At 61.0% G+C, this 15,987-nt stretch carries 15 protein-coding genes; 1 reads left to right on the top strand and 14 read right to left on the bottom strand.

The genetic code is table 11. The annotated features are described in order from the left end of the window. The 6 genes from ACN9MZ_RS04665 to ACN9MZ_RS04640 all read right to left on the bottom strand — a co-directional run bounded on the left by ACN9MZ_RS04665 (position 1) and on the right by ACN9MZ_RS04640 (position 7,462). The gene (locus tag ACN9MZ_RS04665; protein WP_426341097.1) at positions 1–2,400 is read right to left on the bottom strand and encodes a 3-hydroxyacyl-CoA dehydrogenase/enoyl-CoA hydratase family protein; all 2,400 of its coding nucleotides are present in this window, start codon (positions 2,398–2,400) and stop codon (positions 1–3) included. A gap of 13 nt (positions 2,401–2,413) precedes the next feature. After that, positions 2,414–4,204, bottom strand: a complete 1,791-nt coding sequence (locus ACN9MZ_RS04660) for an acyl-CoA dehydrogenase C-terminal domain-containing protein (RefSeq protein ID WP_426341096.1) — start codon at positions 4,202–4,204, stop codon at positions 2,414–2,416. 56 nt (positions 4,205–4,260) lie between these two features. After that, positions 4,261–4,851 (bottom strand): TetR/AcrR family transcriptional regulator, encoded by a 591-nt coding sequence (locus ACN9MZ_RS04655; RefSeq protein ID WP_426167975.1) that lies wholly within the window; start codon positions 4,849–4,851, stop codon positions 4,261–4,263. A 254-nt stretch (positions 4,852–5,105) separates the two neighbouring features. Continuing rightward, complete coding sequence (locus ACN9MZ_RS04650) at positions 5,106–5,486, bottom strand: RNA-binding S4 domain-containing protein (RefSeq protein ID WP_426341095.1); 381 nt, start codon at positions 5,484–5,486, stop codon at positions 5,106–5,108. Next, complete coding sequence (gene clsB / locus ACN9MZ_RS04645; protein WP_426341094.1) at positions 5,483–6,646, bottom strand: cardiolipin synthase ClsB; 1,164 nt, start codon at positions 6,644–6,646, stop codon at positions 5,483–5,485. Before clsB ends, ACN9MZ_RS04650 begins: the two co-directional genes overlap by 4 nt. A gap of 3 nt (positions 6,647–6,649) precedes the next feature. Continuing rightward, entirely contained in the window at positions 6,650–7,462 is an 813-nt protein-coding gene (locus ACN9MZ_RS04640) for an endonuclease/exonuclease/phosphatase family protein (protein WP_426341093.1), read from the bottom strand. 74 nt (positions 7,463–7,536) lie between these two features. Between ACN9MZ_RS04640 and ACN9MZ_RS04635 the strand changes: the two genes are divergently transcribed. Beyond that, entirely contained in the window at positions 7,537–8,220 is a 684-nt protein-coding gene (locus ACN9MZ_RS04635) for a penicillin-insensitive murein endopeptidase (RefSeq protein ID WP_426341092.1), read from the top strand. On the opposite strand, the gene ACN9MZ_RS04630 is transcribed toward ACN9MZ_RS04635, so the two are convergent. The 8 genes from ACN9MZ_RS04630 to ACN9MZ_RS04595 form a co-directional block, all read right to left on the bottom strand. Continuing rightward, entirely contained in the window at positions 8,213–9,115 is a 903-nt protein-coding gene (locus ACN9MZ_RS04630; protein WP_426341091.1) for a DUF3667 domain-containing protein, read from the bottom strand. The genes ACN9MZ_RS04635 and ACN9MZ_RS04630 overlap by 8 nt on opposite strands. A 33-nt stretch (positions 9,116–9,148) precedes the next feature. Then, on the bottom strand, positions 9,149–10,837 hold the full coding sequence (locus ACN9MZ_RS04625; protein ID WP_426341090.1) for an ATP-binding protein: 1,689 nt from the start codon (positions 10,835–10,837) through the stop codon (positions 9,149–9,151). Continuing rightward, entirely contained in the window at positions 10,834–12,114 is a 1,281-nt protein-coding gene (locus ACN9MZ_RS04620) for an HD-GYP domain-containing protein (protein ID WP_426341089.1), read from the bottom strand. Before ACN9MZ_RS04620 ends, ACN9MZ_RS04625 begins: the two co-directional genes overlap by 4 nt. Before the next feature lie 78 nt (positions 12,115–12,192). Then, on the bottom strand, positions 12,193–12,642 hold the full coding sequence (gene nudB / locus ACN9MZ_RS04615; protein WP_426341088.1) for a dihydroneopterin triphosphate diphosphatase: 450 nt from the start codon (positions 12,640–12,642) through the stop codon (positions 12,193–12,195). 100 nt (positions 12,643–12,742) lie between these two features. Further along, on the bottom strand, positions 12,743–14,548 hold the full coding sequence (aspS, locus tag ACN9MZ_RS04610; protein WP_426341087.1) for an aspartate--tRNA ligase: 1,806 nt from the start codon (positions 14,546–14,548) through the stop codon (positions 12,743–12,745). Between the two features lie 26 nt (positions 14,549–14,574). Further along, entirely contained in the window at positions 14,575–15,162 is a 588-nt protein-coding gene (locus tag ACN9MZ_RS04605) for a DUF502 domain-containing protein (protein ID WP_426341086.1), read from the bottom strand. Between the two features lie 22 nt (positions 15,163–15,184). After that, positions 15,185–15,466: an FmdB family zinc ribbon protein gene (locus ACN9MZ_RS04600; RefSeq protein ID WP_426341085.1), complete on the bottom strand. Its 282-nt coding sequence runs from the start codon at positions 15,464–15,466 to the stop codon at positions 15,185–15,187. Between the two features lie 33 nt (positions 15,467–15,499). Next, positions 15,500–15,970, bottom strand: a complete 471-nt coding sequence (locus tag ACN9MZ_RS04595; protein WP_426341084.1) for a methyltransferase — start codon at positions 15,968–15,970, stop codon at positions 15,500–15,502. Positions 15,971–15,987: the final 17 nt, after the last annotated feature.

Genomic DNA, 15,987 nt, shown 5'->3' with positions numbered 1-15,987 from the left:
TTAGTTGCGTACCGGCTTACCGGTCTGCAGCATGCCCATGATGCGCTCTTGCGACTTAGGATGGTTCAGCAATTCCAGGAAGGCCTTGCGTTCCATATCCAGCAGCCACTGCTCGCTCACGACGCTGCCCTGGTCGATGTCGCCGCCGGACACGATCTCGGCGATCATGTCGCCCAGCTTGTAGTCGTGCGCGGAGATAAAGCCGCCGTCGCGCATGTTGACCAGCTGGCCGCGGATGGTGCCCCAGCCGTAACGGCCGGTCACTGGCACTGGGCGCTGGATCGGAGCGCGGTAGCCTGCGTCAGCCATTGCACGTGCAGTGGTCTTCGCCACGTGCAGCAGTTCGTAGGCGTTGAACACGATGATGTCGTCTTCCTTCAGGTAGCCCATGGCCTTCGCTTCCAGCGCGGACTTCGAAACGTTCGCGGTGGCAGCGTTGGTGAAGCCGGTCTTCAGGAACTGCAGGATATCGTTGCCTTTGGCTTCGCGGGCAGCACGTACAGCCGCTTCCTTCAGGCCGCCGCCGCCAGGGATCAGGCCAACGCCCACTTCCACCAGACCGATGTACGATTCCAGGGCAGCTACGCGCTTGGACGCGTGCAGCATCATTTCGCAGCCGCCGCCCAGGGCGATACCGGCAACAGCCGCCACCACTGGCACGTTGGAATACTTCATCTTCATGAAGGTGTCTTGCAGTTCCTTGATGATCGGGTCGACTGCTTTCGCGCCGCCTGCCATGAAGGCTGGCAGGGCTTCCTGCAGGTCGGCGCCGGCCGAGAAGGCGCCGCCTTCGGCTGCGTCGGTGTTCCAGATCACCAGGCCCTTGAAGTTCTTCTCAGCTTCGGCCAGGCCGCGCTGGATGCCGCCGATCACGCCTTTGCCGATCACGTGCATCTTGGTCTTCAGCGACAGGATCAGGACGTCGTCGCCGGTGTGCCACAGGCGCACGGATTCGTCTTCGTGCACGGTCACGCCGGCAGTCTTGGGATCTGCGCCGCCGCCGCCCACTACCGGAGCACGGAATTCCTGGCGCTTGTACACGGCCAGTTCCGAACGCGGGGTGTAGGACTTGGTCGCTGGCGAGAACGAACCTTCAGCGGTATGCACGCCCTGCTCGCCCACTTTGCCTTCGAAGACCCATGCTGGCAGCGGTGCATTGCACAGCGCCTTGCCGGCTTCGATGTCTTCCTTGACCCACTGTGCAACCTGGCCCCAGCCGGCTGCCTGCCAGGTTTCGAATGGACCAACGTTCCAGCCGAAGCCCCAGCGCATGGCGAAGTCGATGTCGCGTGCGTTGTCGGCGATCGATTCCAGGTGGATCGCGATGTAGTGGAAAGCGTCGCGGAAGATCGCCCACAGGAACTGGCCTTGCGGGTTGGTCGATTCGCGCAGTGCCTTCATCTTCTTGACCGGATCCTTTTCCTTCAGGATGCGGGCGATGATATCGTCTGCCTTCTTGCCGCCGGCGACGTATTCTCCGGTGGCTGCGTCCAGGCGCATGATGTCCTTGCCGACCTTCTTGTAGAAGCCGGCGCCGGACTTCTGGCCCAGGGCGCCCTTGGCGACCAGGCCGGACAGCACGGCAGGAGTCTTGTACAGCGCTGCGAACGGATCGTTCGGCAGGTTGTCTTCCATGGTCTTGATCACGTGGCCCATGGTGTCCAGGCCAACCACGTCGGCGGTACGGAAGGTACCGGACTTGGCGCGGCCCAGCTTGGCGCCGGTCAGGTCGTCGACCACGTCGACGGACAGGCCGAATTTCTCGGCTTCGTGGATGATGGCCAGGATGCCGAACACGCCAACGCGGTTAGCGATGAAGTTCGGGGTGTCCTTTGCGCGGACCACGCCCTTGCCCAGCACGGAAGTCATGAAGGTTTCCAGCTGGTCCAGGATTTCCGGCTTGGTGTCGGTGGTCGGGATCAGTTCCACCAGGTGCATGTAGCGCGGTGGGTTGAAGAAGTGTACGCCGCAGAAGCGCGCCTTCAGGTCGGCGTCGAAGCCTTCGGCCAGCTTGTTGATCGACAGGCCGGAGGTGTTCGAGGCGAAGATCGCGTTCTGGGCGATGTGCGGAGCGACCTTCTTGTACAGGTCGTGCTTCCAGTCCATGCGCTCGGCGATGGCTTCGATGATCAGGTCGCAGCCGGCCAGCAGGTCCAGGTTGTCTTCATAGTTGGCGACCTGGATCAGTTCCGCGTCGGCCTTGTCGCCGAACGGCGCAGGCGACAGCTTTTTCAGGTTCTCGATGGCTTTCAGGACGATGCCGTTCTTAGGCGTGCCCTCTTTGCCCGGCAGGTCGAACAGAACGACTGGTACCTTGGCGTTGACGCAGTGGGCAGCGATCTGCGCGCCCATCACGCCGGCGCCCAGCACCGCTACTTTTTTCACGTTGAAGTTGCTCATGTTATTCCTTTAATTAGAACAGGTCGGCATCCAGGGCCATCAGGTTGGCGGCGCCGGAACGAGCCTGGCGGATCAGGGTTGCGGTTTCTGGGTACAGGCGGCCGAAGTAGAAGCGGATGGTTGCCAGCTTCGAGGTGTAGAACTTGTCGCCAGACGCTTCTTTTTCCAGGGCGATCTTCGCCATCTGTGCGAAGAAGTAGGAGTACACCAGGTGGCCGGCGACGCGCAGGTAAGGCACGGCGGCGGCGCCCACTTCGTCCTGGTTCTGGAAGGCTTTCATGCCGATTTCCATGGTCAGCTTGGTCAACTTCTCGCCCAGGTCGCCCAGCGGGGTGATGAACTCGGACATCGCTTCGTCGGTACCGTTTTCTTCCACGAAGGCGCGCACTTTCTCGCCGAACTTGCGCAGCTTGGCGCCGTTGTCCATCAGGATCTTACGACCCAGCAGGTCCAGCGACTGCACGGTGTTGGTGCCTTCGTAAATCAGGTTGATACGCGCGTCGCGCACGTACTGCTCCATGCCCCACTCGGAGATGTAGCCGTGGCCGCCGTACACCTGCATTGCGTCGGAGGTGGCGATCCATGCGTTGTCGGTGATGAAGGCCTTGATGATCGGGGTCAGCAGGGCCACTTCGTCGCCGGCTTCCTTGCGCACTTCTTCGTCAGGGTGGTGCAGTTCGCGGTCGATCTGCAGCGCCACGTAGGAAGCGAAGGCACGCGCGCCTTCAGCGTAGGCTTTGCCGGTCAGCAGCATGCGGCGCACGTCCGGGTGCACGATGATCGGGTCGGCAGGACCTTCAGGATTCTTCACGCCGGACAGCGAACGCATTTGCAGGCGGTCTTTTGCGTACACCAGCGCGTTCTGGTAAGCCACTTCGGTCAGGCCCAGGGACTGCACGCCCACGCCCAGGCGGGCGGCGTTCATGAACACGAACATCGCGTTCAGGCCCTTGTTTGGCTGGCCGATGATCCAGCCCTTGGCGCCGTCCAGGTTCATCTGGCAGGTCGAGTTACCGTGGATGCCCATCTTCTCTTCGATCGCGCCGCAGAAGATCGGGTTGCGCTCGCCGATCGAACCGTCGGCGTTAGGGATGAACTTAGGCACCAGGAACAGCGAGATGCCTTTCGAACCTTCTGGAGCGTCCGGAACGCGGGCCAGCACCAGGTGCAGGATGTTTTCGGCCATATCGTGTTCGCCGGCCGAGATGAAGATCTTGGCGCCGGTGATGTCCCACGAACCGTCGGCGTTAGGGATGGCCTTCGAGCGCAGCATGCCCAGGTCGGTGCCGCAGTGTGGCTCGGTCAGGCACATGGTGCCGGTCCATTCGCCGGAAACCAGCTTCGGCAGGTACAGGCGCTTCTGCTCGTCGGTGCCGTGCTCCTTCAGGCACTCGTAGGCGCCGTGCGACAGGCCCGGGTACATGGTCCATGCCTGGTTGGCCGAGTTCAGCATCTCGTAGAACGAGTTGTTCAGAACGATAGGCAGGCCCTGGCCGCCGTATTCTGGATCGCAAGCCAGCGCAGCCCAGCCGCCTTCAACGTACTGTGCGTAGGCTTCCTTGAAGCCTTTTGGAGTGGTCACGGTCTTGGCCGCTGCATCGTGGTGGCAGCCTTCGCGGTCGCCCGAGTGGTTCAGCGGGAACAGCACTTCGGAGGTGAACTTGGCGCCTTCTTCCAGCACCTGGTTGATGATGTCCGCGTCGGTTTCGGCGTGAGGAGGCAGCTCTTTCAGCTTCTCTTCCACCTTCAGCAGCTCGTGCAGGACGAACTGCATATCACGGATTGGCGCGACGTATTGACCCATTTTTTTCTCCAGAAAGCTAAAAGGTTATGTTTGCTCGGCTGCTGCGAAACGCAGCCTTAGGATGGTTGATAGTTTTCGATCAGTCGGTTGAAGCCCACGCCTGCCCGGTCCACGCTGCCAGGAGTGCGCATGAAACGCGCCTCATGGTGCAGGGCCAATATCAGGCCGTACATTTCATACACAAGCTGGCTCGCATCGGTATCGGACCGCAGGTCGCCGTTGTCGATGGCCTGGCGCACGCAACGCAGCAAGGCTGCCTGCCACGCGCCGACCATGGCCAGCAGTTCTTCACGGATCGGGCCAGGGCGGTCGTCATACTCGACGGCGCCGCTGATATAGATGCAGCCCGAGGCGATTTCCACGCTCACACGTTTGATCCAGTTGGCAAACATGGCGCGCAGGCGAGGCAGGCCACGGGCCTCCTTCATCGCCGGGTAAAACACTTCCTGCTCGAAGCGATGGTGATACAGCTTCAGGACTTCAATCTGCAAATCTTCCCGCGAACCAAAGTGCGCGAATACACCGGACTTGCTCATGTTCATCTTGTCGGCGAGCAAACCAATGGTGAGGCCTTCGAGGCCATCACGGCTTGCCAGGTCGAGGGCCACGTCGAGGATGGCCGCACGGGTCATTTCGCCTTTGCGCATGAATTTTGTTGGTGTATTGACAAGAATTCCACTCACTTTTGAACCCATCCAGATAGAAGGAAAAACCTTATTCTCGCTCTAACAGATCGGCCGCTGGTGAAAAGTTTTGCGAACGTTCGTACTATTATCCAGCGTGTGGCGAAAGTCAAACGGCACCACTAGAAGTGCACCTCTATTGTTGCGTTGCAACAAAATAAATGGGGACGTACCCCATTTATTTTTCCCCGAAGGCGGAAAATGGGGTACGTCCCCATTTATTTTGTTGTGGCGCGTTCCCAGGCGCGGCGATCGCGCTTGGTCGGGCGGCCTTTGTTGTCGGCGAACGGTTCGGGGAACAGCCGCTTGCGCTCGATCAGGGCGGCGCGGCGGGCGAGGGATTCTTCACTTTCTTCATAGAGCAGGCGTGCTATCGGCGCGCCTTCCCGCTTGCCGGAAATGCCGACCACCAGCACGTCCCATTCATCCGCGCCGTTATCTATATGCAGGCGCTCGCCCAGCTTCGCGTTGCGTGAGGGCTTGATGCGTTCGCCGCTCGACAGTTTCACCTTGCCCTTGTCGATGGCGTCGATGGCCAGCTGGCGCGTCTTGAAGAAACGCGCCGCCCACAGCCATTTGTCTATCCTTACGTCACTCATGTGTACTTTCCGACTGCAAAAATGCGCATCAGCGTGCGGTAGAAGAAGTACGCCACTTCGTATCCGACCCGCCGGAAGCGCCCGACATGTTCGAAATCCTGCGGGTGGATCACCACCCCATCGGCGATGGCATCCTCGATCTTTCCGCGCAGCGAACGCGTGAATTGCGCGTCCTTGATCACCACGTTGGCTTCCTGGTTGAGGAACAGGCTCAGCCCATCCACATTGGAAGAGCCAACGGTCGCCCAGTCATCGTCGATGACCGCTACCTTGGCGTGCAGTTGCGTCTTGCGATACTCCACCACCTTGACGCCCGCTTCCAGCAGCTTCGGGTAGAAAGAGTGTGCCACCGCATCCTGCAGCCAGAATTCTCCGACGCCGATCAGCAGCACCACTTCCACCCCACGCTGTGCGGTTGCAGCCAGCGCACGGCGGAATTTGCGGCCCGGCGCGAAGTAGGGATTGGCCAGCAGCACGCTTTTCCTGGCCCGTCCCAGCGCTTGCAGGTAGGCGCGCTGGATGGTGCGGCGATTGCGCAGGTTGTCGCGCACCACGAAGCCGGCCTGCATGGCGCTCTGGCGCGCGATCTTGTTCAGCTTGCGCACTTCGTTGAACAGGGTCAGGCGTTTGACGATGTTCATATGCCCCAGGCGCGTCCATTGCGTTTCCGCCTCGCTATGAATCGATTCGACCAGCGGCCCGCGCACCGCCACCGCAAAATCCCAGCGCGGGGCTGCCAGCGCTTTATTGTGGTCGTAATCGGTGAACATATCGTCGTTGATATTGATGCCGCCGACAAAAGCCACCTGGGCATCCACCACGCAGATCTTGCGGTGGGTGCGCGTTACCCCGCGCCGGAACCAGGGGTTGAAGATGCGATGCTCGACGCCGGCTGCCGTCACCTCGGCATGCAGGCGGTATGCGGGCTTGTGGCCGGTGCCGAACCAGTCGGTAATCATGCGCACCGTCACGCCGCGCTGGGCGGCAGCTTTCAGCGCGGCCATGACACGTTTGCCGGTCTCGTCCTCGGCAAAGATATAGGTTTCGAAATAGATCTCAAACTGCGCGGCCTCAATCGCCTCGACCAGTGCCGGAAAATAATCGGTGCCGCAATGCAGGAGTTTGACTTCGTTATCGGCTAGAAAATCAACGTGACGCATGTGTCAGGAAACCAGTTTCAGGTTCGCCACGATGGGCGCGTGATCCGACAGCCTGGCCCACAGCGGGCCATGCAGGACTTCCGCGGATTCTACCTTGAAGCCCCGCACATAGATGCGGTCCAACCTGAAAAATGGCAAGGCGGCCGGGAAGGTGCGGGCCGGGCGCTGGGCGGCCTTGCGCCGCGCCAGGGTGCGCACCAGGTCGCCGACCGAATGGCCGTGCTTGATCTCGTCGAAGACTTCGCGCACGCCAAGCGCGCTTTGCAGCTTGTCCGTCAGCGTATTGCGCCAGTCGTTGAAGTCGCCGGCGATGATGACGGGCTCGCCATCGGGCGCCGAACTGCGCACGGCTTCGATCAGCATGTCCACCTGCCGCACGCGGCTGCGCTCGAACAGGCCAAGGTGGATCACATAGCAGTGCACCAGCTGGCCCTCCGTTTCCACCACCGAATGCAGGATGCCGCGCGATTCGTAGGCGTGGTCGGAGATATCGGTATTGGTCCAGCGCGCGATCGGGTATTTGCTGAGCAGCGCATTGCCGTGGTGGCCATGATCGTATTGCGCATTCAGGCCGTACACGGACTGGTGCGACTCGCCCGCGAAGAATTCATGCTGGGCCTTTTTCGGCCAGTGCCGATGGCCCGCGCTTTCCTCGCCATAGCGGGCCTCGATCCGGTCGTGCTGGCCCTGCACTTCCTGCAGGAAGACCAGGTCGGCATGGAAGGCCTCTATCGCATGGCGCAAGGCATGCACCCGTGGGTGGCTACGGTATGACATGCCTTTGTGGATGTTGTATGTGGCAACGCGGATCTTCATGGAACCATTCTAACCCCAACTGCCCGGCTTGCTCCCCGTCAAAAGTGTTGGGAATTGCTTTATAGTCATGGACGATGAAATCCGTTTATAAATCCGCGGCGGCGGTGTTGATGGCTGTTGTCGCCGCGCAAGCTGGCGCAGCTGGCAGCCGCTGTCACGGCACCGTCAATCGCGGCAGCATTGAGGGCAGCGTCCCGCTTCCGGCCGAAGGCGCCAATTTCACCGCCTACAGCACGCTGGCGGTGGCGATGGGGCGCAACCATGTCCATAGCGAGGTATCGGCCATCATCCTGGACGCTTACGTGAAGCTCGCGGACGCAGCGCCGGGGGCGCAATACGTGTACGGGGAATCAGGCAATGAGTACGGCGGACGCTTCCGCCCCCACCGCACACACCAGAACGGAACGTCGGTCGATTTCTTCGTGCCCGTGCGCGACAAGAACGGCCAACCCGCTCGCCTGCCAACGCCGCCTGCCAAACGCTTCGGCTACGACATCGAATTCGACCGCGAGGCACGCTACGGCGAGTACACCATCGACTTTGCCGCCATGGCGGAACACCTGTACCAGTTAGACCAGGCCGCACGTGCGCGCGGGCGTGGCATCGCGCTGGTAATCTTTGACACCGCGTACTTGCCGCGCCTGTTCCTCACACCGCATGGGACAGAGTTAGAGAAGCTGAACTTTATGAAGGGGAAACCCTGGGTGCGGCACGACGAGCATTACCACGTGGACTTCGCCATTCCCTGCTTTAATTGACGCCAGGGTGCGGCATCGCCATGCGGCCATACAGGATGATCCACATCACGAACCTGAATCCAGTAAAGCTCAGGTAGGCGACCACCGATGCGCGCAGGAGGACGATGGGCCAATTGCCGCCATACACCTTGCGAAGGGCCAGCAGCAGGTACAGCGGCAGCATCGCCACAAAGGCCATCCACAGGTACCGGTTGAACTGCGCCAACACCAGCCAGCACAACGCCACTGCCAGCCAATGCATTGAAAATACCAGGTGTTCGCCGTAGCGCCAGCCGGTACCCAGATGCGCCAGCTTAAGCCAGAACGCAATTACGGGGATCATCAGTAACGCAATGGTAGGTCCGATCGAGAGCCATGCGTTCATGAAGCGCTGCGCTCTTTCGCCATCGGCCAAACGGTACGACCGAGCGTAATTTTCGGCGAAAGCCGGGCTGTTGCGTCGGTAGGCGTCGACGACGGCCTTTTGTAGCGGCCCCATCTTCGCTTCGGCTTCCGCTTGGGTCGTGCTGTAACGCGCCCCGGCGTGGACTGCCGGATTGATCGGATCGACCAGAAGCATCAGCTTGATAGCAAAAAAAGCCAGCAGCGAGAGCGTCAGGAGCAGGCGCAGCGGGTCGATGAAGTGCGTGCGCCGGCCGCGTATATATTCGAGCGTTAATTGCCCCGGCCGCAACAGCAAGGCCTTCAACGTCGGCCAAAGCTTGCCTTCCGCAGCCACATAATGGCCGATGAAGTGGTGCAGGAACTCGTGGACGCTGGCCACATGCAGATGCGCCTGCTGGCCGCACTGGCCGCAAAATTTTCCGGAAACCGTCGCGTGGCAGTTGTAGCAGGCGCCAGTCTGTTGGGGGCGGATGGTGCTGGCGCGCGGGCCAAGGTGAAAGAAGTTTTTCATGCGCGAAATCTTAGCGAATCGCGCACCAATTAGTCAATTTACAACATCGTTCTCCTCGGCCGCGGGCGTCATCTGTCGCGGCAGGATCACACGGAAGGTAGTACCTCTGCCGATTTCGCTGTCGACCTCGATACGCCCGCCATGCTTTTGCACGATGCTGTAGGACAGCGACAGGCCCAGCCCCGTGCCCTTGCCTACCGGCTTGGTGGTGAAGAACGGTTCGAAGATGCGTCCCAGGTTTTCCGCCGCGATGCCGCCGCCGGTATCGCTCACTGCGACCGTCACCATTTCGTTTTCGTAACTGGTGCGCACCGTGATGCGGCCACGGTTCTCGATGGCGTGGGCGGCGTTGACCAGCAGGTTCATGAACACCTGGTTCAACTGCGACGGAATGCATTCGATTTCCGGCACGCCACCATATTCCTTCACGACTTCCGCCTTGTATTTCAGCTCGTTCCAGACCACGTTCAGGGTGCTGTCCAGGCCTGTTTCCAGGTTAGCCACCAGCACGTCGCCACCGCCTACGTGCGAGAAGTCCTTCATGTCCTGCACGATGCGCTTGATGCGGTCCAGGCCATCCATCGACTCGGACAGCAGGCTGCCCAGGTCCTCGCGCAGGTAATCGGCATCGATCTCCTTGCGCAGTGCATTCAGCTCGCTGCGGTCGCTGTCCGGCAGGTGCTCTTCGCGTGCCTCGTAGGCATCCAGCAGCCGCATCAGCGACTGCATATAGCGCTGCAGGCTGCTCAGGTTGGAATTGACGAAGCCGACCGGGTTGTTGATCTCGTGCGCCACGCCGGCTGCCAGCACGCCGATGGAAGCCATCTTTTCCGATTGCAGCAGCTGGTTTTGCGCTTCCCCCAGCTTGCGGATCAGGTCGGCCTGGCGCGTCTTCTCGCTCTCCAGCGTGATGTTCGCCATCTGCAGCGCCAGCGTGCGTTCGTGCACGCGGCTCTCCAGTTGGTCGCGCGATTCGCGCAGGGCCTGCTCCGCATGCACGCGCTCCGTATTGTCGAGGAAGCCGTACACCCGGCCGATAATGCGCTCGCCGAGGAATTGCGGGCGCGAACTGCATTCGAACACGCGGCCATCGTGCAGGTGGAACTGGTCCAGCGCCTCGTGCGGATCGCTCACTTGCTGCAGCCGTTCGCGGCATAAGTCCTGCTCGACCACATTGGCAGTCAGGAATTCGAGGATGGCTGCGTCGTTGCCGTTCTTGAGGAAGGCTTCAGGGATGTGCCACATTTCGCTGAACTGCCGGTTCATGCTGGCGATCTTGTTGTGCCAGTCGATCACCAGGATGCCGTTGCCGGTTGCTTCCAGCGTGGTGCGCAGCTGCGACAGGGTCTGCTCCAGCACGTCCTCCACCTTGCGTTCCTGGCGTGCATCGCGGGCCAGGATCAGGATCAGCCAGCGCTCTTCATGGCGCAGCACGCGCAGCGATTTCATGACCATGATTTGCGTGCCGTCGGCGCGCTGGTATTCGCCCTCCTGCGCATCGATATCCTGGAAGTGGCCGCCGCGCACATCCTCCCAATAGAACACGTCCTGCAGCGAGCTCTCGATGTCGGTGATCTGCATTTCGACCAGTTGCGCTGCCGAATAGCCAAGCACTTGCTCGGCCACCTTGTTGGCGACGATGATGTGCAGGTCGGTGGGATCGACCAGCAGCATCATATGCGGACTGTGGTCGAGCATCAGCTGGCGCAGTGCGGAAATCACCCGGTCGCTCCCTGGCCCGGCTTGGTGGCGTCGAAGTAGTAGCTGACCCGCTTGCGCGGGCTGAGGTAAGCGTAGATTTCCTTCGGCACCTGCGCAGGCTTGATGGCCCGTACGATATTCAGGTCGCTTTCCAGCGCCATGTCCACCATGATCGCGTCTTCGCGCGGCACGCCGCTCTCATACACCACGAGTTCCGGCTTGTTCGGCTTTTCAGTATTGACGGTGGCGACCATGCCGGTGGCCCCGTTCGACAACTGCACGATAGTGCCCGGCGGGTATACGCCAAGGCAGCGGATGAACACCTGCAGGAGCTTCGGATCGAACTTGCCGCGGTTCTTGGCGAACATCAGCGACAGCGCTTCATGCGGAGTCAGGCCGGGCGTGCCGTTGACCGGGTTGCACAGGCGGTCGTAGTAGTTGGCGATCGCCACGATGCGCGCCAGCACGCCGATCTCCTCGCCTTTCAATTGCCGCGGGTAGCCGCTGCCGTCGAACATTTCATGGTGGTCGCGCACGATGGCAACGGCGGCGGCCGGGAACTTGAGCTGCTGCCCCATTTCCGTCCCCACCGCGCAATGGGTTTCGTAAAGGTGTTGCTCGGAGTGCGTCCATGGCTCGGTCTTGGTCAGCACCTTGTCCGGGATATTGCGCACGCCAAGGTCATGGAACATGGCGCCCACGCCCATCGCACCCGCCACCTCGCGCGGCAGCTTGATGTCGCGCGCAATCATCATCGACAGCATCGTGACGTTGAGCGAATGCAGGTAGATTTCCTCGCCGCCGGTGCGGTCGCCCATGACGTGGATCGCCAGATCCGGCGCACTCAGGATGGAGTCGGCGATCTTGCCGATCATCTCGCTGGCCTTCTGCAGGTTCTCGGCCGGGCGCGCGAAGATGTTCTTTTCCATGTCTTTCATGGCGCGCGCCGTATCGACAAACGCATGTTCGATGCGGGCGGCGTTCTCGCGCTGCTGGCGCATGCGTTCCATCATGGCGCGCTTGGCTGCAAGCTCGGGAGATTCAGGCGCGGGCGGCGGCGGCGGCGCAGCGGCGGCAATTTCCTGCGCTTCGGCCGACAGCGCGGCAGGCTGTACGTCGCTCAAGGCAGGATCGATGCGGATCTTGTGCAAGCCGAGGCTGCGCAACTGGTGGATCTGCTCCTGCGACTTGATCTTGAAATGGCTGAATGCAAAAGGATGCTCAAACCACTTCAGGTCGAGGTGGACATACAAGCCTACCTGCAACTGCTCCAGAAGAATATCCTGAGTCTCCGGCATGGCATGTGCCCCCAGCGTGACAGTCGATGTCCGATTATAGCCAATCGCGCGCAGTGCGATTTACAAGCAAACTGCAAGTTACGTATATTGCGGTAACTGGAGGATTGCTTCGGCGTTGGAGGGGGAAAAGCAGCGGTCGGCAGCTTCCAGATACGGCAGCCAGACGTGGGCGGTATGTTCGCGCGGGCTCAGCATGACGGGCACGTTGCGCGGCACCTGCACGCTGAAGATGTGTTCGAGGTTGTGGGTGACGCCGGGTTCGTAGCGGTGGCGCCAGATGGGATAGATTTCGTAGATGTTCTGCAGGCCCCAGTCGCGCAGTACGATGTGCTTGCCGTCGGCGACGATGCCGGTTTCTTCGAACAGTTCGCGGGTGGCGGTGGTGGTCAGGGGTTCGTCGAGGGCGTCTTTCGAGCCGGTGACGGATTGCCAGTAGCCGGGGTTGCCAGCGCGCTCGATCAGGAGCACTTCCAGGTCGGCGGTGTGGATTACCACCAGGACGGATTCGGGGATTTTGTAGGGCTTCATTTTGACCCGGTAAACCTGGGTCAGACCCGAGGGTCCGACCCTGTCTGCAGCGCCTGTAGCGGTGTGTCAGACCCTCGGGTCTGACACAGGTTTACCGGCTTTAGCCGGCCACCTTAGGCTCAGCCGAACGCAGGCGGATATGCAGCTCACGCAGCTGCTTCTCGTCCACCGGCGATGGCGCCTGGGTCAGCAGACACTGTGCACGCTGGGTTTTCGGGAAGGCGATCACGTCGCGGATCGAATCGGACTTGGTCATCAGGGTCACGATACGATCCAGGCCGAAGGCCAGGCCGCCGTGCGGAGGCGCGCCGTACTGCAGCGCGTCCAGCAGGAAGCCGAACTTCTCGCGTGCTTCTTCAGCACCGATCTTCAGCGCGCGGAACACTTTGGACTGCACTTCTTCGCGGTGGATACGGATCGAGCCGCCGCCCAGTTCCCAGCCGTTCAGCACCATGTCGTAAGCCTTGGCGATACATGCGCCCGGATTGGTTTCCAGCATGTCTTCGTGGCCGTCTTTTGGCGAGGTGAACGGGTGGTGGGTTGCGGTCCAGCGGTCTTCTTCTTCGTCGTATTCGAACATCGGGAAGTCGATCACCCACAGCGGCGCCCACACGTCATTGAACAGGCCGTTGGCCTTGCCGAACTCGGAGTGGCCGATCTTCACGCGCAGCGCGCCGATCGCGTCGTTCACAACCTTGGCCTTGTCGGCGCCGAAGAAGATCAGGTCGCCGTCTTGCGCGCCGGTCAGTTCCAGGATCTTGTTCAGGGCTTCGTCGTGGATGTTCTTCACGATCGGCGACTGCAGGCCGTCACGGCCCTTGGCCTTCTCGTTGACCTTGATGTAGGCCAGGCCCTTGGCGCCATAGATGGCGACGAACTGGGTGTACGCGTCGATTTCCGAACGCGGCATGTCGGCGCCCTTCGGCACGCGCATGCCGACTACGCGGCCGTTCTTCATGTTGGCGGCGCCGGAGAAGACCTTGAACTCGACGTCCTTCATCACCTCGGTCAGGTCGGTGAATTCCAGCTTGACGCGCATGTCAGGCTTGTCCGAACCATACTTCGCCATGGCTTCGGCGAAGTCCATGACCGGGAACGGGTTTGGCAGATCCACGTCCATGGTGTTCTTGAACACTTTGCGGATCATGGTTTCGAACAGGTCGCGGATTTCCTGTTCGGTCAGGAACGAGGTTTCGCAATCGATCTGGGTGAATTCAGGCTGGCGGTCGGCACGCAGGTCTTCGTCGCGGAAGCACTTGGTGATCTGGTAGTAGCGGTCGAAGTTGGCGACCATCAGCAGCTGCTTGAACAGCTGAGGCGACTGCGGCAGCGCGAAGAATTCGTGCGCGTTCACGCGGGACGGCACCAGGTAGTCGCGCGCGCCTTCCGGGGTGGACTTGGTCAGCACCGGGGTTTCGATATCGATGAAGCCCAGGTCGTCCAGGTACTTGCGCACTTCCATGGTCACTTTGTAACGCAGGCGCAGGTTGTTCTGCATTTGTGGGCGGCGCAGGTCCAGCACGCGGTGGGTCAGGCGGGTGGTTTCGGACAGGTTGTCGTCGTCCAGCTGGAATGGAACAGGCACGGAGGCGTTCAGCACTTCCACTTTAGAGGCAACGACTTCGATCTTGCCCGACTTCAGGTTGTTGTTGACGGTGCCGGCCAGGCGGTCTTTCACGGTGCCGGTGATGCGCAGGCAGTACTCGTTACGCACGGATTCGGCGACGGAGAACACTTCCGCCTGGTCCGGGTTGCAGACCACCTGCACCAGGCCTTCGCGGTCGCGCAGGTCGATGAAGATCACGCCGCCGTGGTCGCGACGACGGTGCACCCAGCCGCACAGGCTGACGGTTTGGCCTACGAGGGCTTCGGTTACGAGGCCGCAGTATTCAGTACGCATGGACATATTGATTCTCAGTTTCAGGTTAAGTTTTATTCAGGGACGACAACGCCCATCGAAACGATGTACTTCAGTGCGGCATCGACGCTCATATCGAGCTCGATTACATCTTTTTTCGGAAACATCAGGAAGAAGCCGGAAGTCGGGTTCGGCGTGGTTGGCACGTAGACGCTGATGTATTCATCGTCCAGGTGCTTCTGCACTTCGGTAGCTGGCGCGCCGGTCAGGAAGCCGATGGTGCGCGAGCCGGCATGCGGATAAGGCACCAGCACTGCCTTGCGGAAGGCATTGCCGGAATCGGAGAACAGCGTATCCGATACCTGCTTCACGCTGCCGTACAGGGAGCTGACCACAGGGATGCGGTGCAGCAGCTTTTCCCACTGCTTGACGACAAAGTTGCCGACCAGGTTATTGGTCAGCAGGCCGGTAATGAACACGATCAGCACGGTCAGGATAGTGCCCAGGCCTGGGATATCGAAACCGATCAGGGTACGCGGCTGCCAGCGCTCCGGGACGATCAGGAGCGACTGGTCCATGGTGCTGATGATGATGTTGAGCACCCAGGCGGTAATCGCCAGGGGGACCAGGATCAGCAAGCCGGTAATGAAATATTTGCGCATCGCGTTCCTTGTGCGGGGTAAATCAAGCCTCGCTGGCGGACTTTGCCGGTGCAGGCGCCGGGGCGGCGGCTGCCGGTGCTTCGGTCTTGGCCGTGCTGGCAACGCCGGTTGCCGGGGCGCTGCCGCCACGGAAATCGGTTACGTACCAGCCGGTGCCTTTGAGTTGGAAGCCGGCTGCGGTCAGTTGCTTCTTAAAGGTGGACTTGCCGCAGGAAGGGCAATCGGCGAGCTGCGGATCGGAGATCTTTTGCAGCACGTCCTTGGCAAAGCCACATTCCTCGCAGCGGTAAGCGTAGATAGGCATCGATTACTCCGCAAAAAACATCAAAACCCTGAATTATAAAGCTTTTTTCCGGCGCCAGGCCATCCAGCGCTCCTTGCCCTTGAATACCGCGATGGAGTCTTCGACAGGCGCGTCTTGCGCGAGGGCAAAGTAAGCGCTCATTAACCTGCTCAGCTGCTCCCGGTCGGCGCCGAACGGCGGGCCTTTCGGATTGCTATCGAAGAAAAAGTAGCCCAGGAGCAGGCCGCCCTCCGGCAGCAGTTGCGCCCAGCGCTGCACCACCCGCGGCCACATCTCGCGCGGCATGGCGCACAGGAAGGCGCGTTCGTAGACCAGGTCCAGCGGCTGCGGCGGCGTGTAGTCGAAGAAATCGGCTTCGATCACATGCTCACGCCAGGGGCCGACGGCTTGTTGCGCCGCAACAACGGCAGACGGGGAGAAATCGATGGCGGTGGCGTTCCAGCCGGCTTCGCAGAAGGCTTGCAGCTCGTAGCCGCTGCCGCAGCCGGGGATCAGCGCAGTCAAAACCGGCAAACCAGGGT

Origin of the sequence: Pseudoduganella sp. S-14, from assembly GCF_049913285.1 — a bacterium.
Taxonomy (GTDB): Bacteria; Pseudomonadota; Gammaproteobacteria; order Burkholderiales; family Burkholderiaceae_D; genus Rugamonas.
This window is presented reverse-complemented; position numbering and strand designations above follow the sequence as displayed.

Bases quoted from the DNA above. Each gene is read 5' to 3' on its own strand.
- nudB (WP_426341088.1), bottom strand. From the start codon at position 12,642: ATGAAGCCCTACAAAATCCCCGAATCCGTCCTGGTGGTAATCCACACC.
- ACN9MZ_RS04640 (WP_426341093.1), bottom strand. From the start codon at position 7,462: ATGAAGATCCGCGTTGCCACATACAACATCCACAAAGGCATGTCATAC.
- ACN9MZ_RS04605 (WP_426341086.1), bottom strand. From the start codon at position 15,162: ATGCGCAAATATTTCATTACCGGCTTGCTGATCCTGGTCCCCCTGGCG.
- ACN9MZ_RS04630 (WP_426341091.1), bottom strand. From the start codon at position 9,115: ATGAAAAACTTCTTTCACCTTGGCCCGCGCGCCAGCACCATCCGCCCC.
- aspS (WP_426341087.1), bottom strand. From the start codon at position 14,548: ATGTCCATGCGTACTGAATACTGCGGCCTCGTAACCGAAGCCCTCGTA.
- ACN9MZ_RS04600 (WP_426341085.1), bottom strand. From the start codon at position 15,466: ATGCCTATCTACGCTTACCGCTGCGAGGAATGTGGCTTTGCCAAGGAC.
- clsB (WP_426341094.1), bottom strand. From the start codon at position 6,646: ATGCGTCACGTTGATTTTCTAGCCGATAACGAAGTCAAACTCCTGCAT.
- ACN9MZ_RS04635 (WP_426341092.1), top strand. From the start codon at position 7,537: ATGAAATCCGTTTATAAATCCGCGGCGGCGGTGTTGATGGCTGTTGTC.
- ACN9MZ_RS04620 (WP_426341089.1), bottom strand. From the start codon at position 12,114: ATGCCGGAGACTCAGGATATTCTTCTGGAGCAGTTGCAGGTAGGCTTG.
- ACN9MZ_RS04665 (WP_426341097.1), bottom strand. From the start codon at position 2,400: ATGAGCAACTTCAACGTGAAAAAAGTAGCGGTGCTGGGCGCCGGCGTG.
- ACN9MZ_RS04650 (WP_426341095.1), bottom strand. From the start codon at position 5,486: ATGAGTGACGTAAGGATAGACAAATGGCTGTGGGCGGCGCGTTTCTTC.
- ACN9MZ_RS04655 (WP_426167975.1), bottom strand. From the start codon at position 4,851: ATGCGCAAAGGCGAAATGACCCGTGCGGCCATCCTCGACGTGGCCCTC.
- ACN9MZ_RS04660 (WP_426341096.1), bottom strand. From the start codon at position 4,204: ATGGGTCAATACGTCGCGCCAATCCGTGATATGCAGTTCGTCCTGCAC.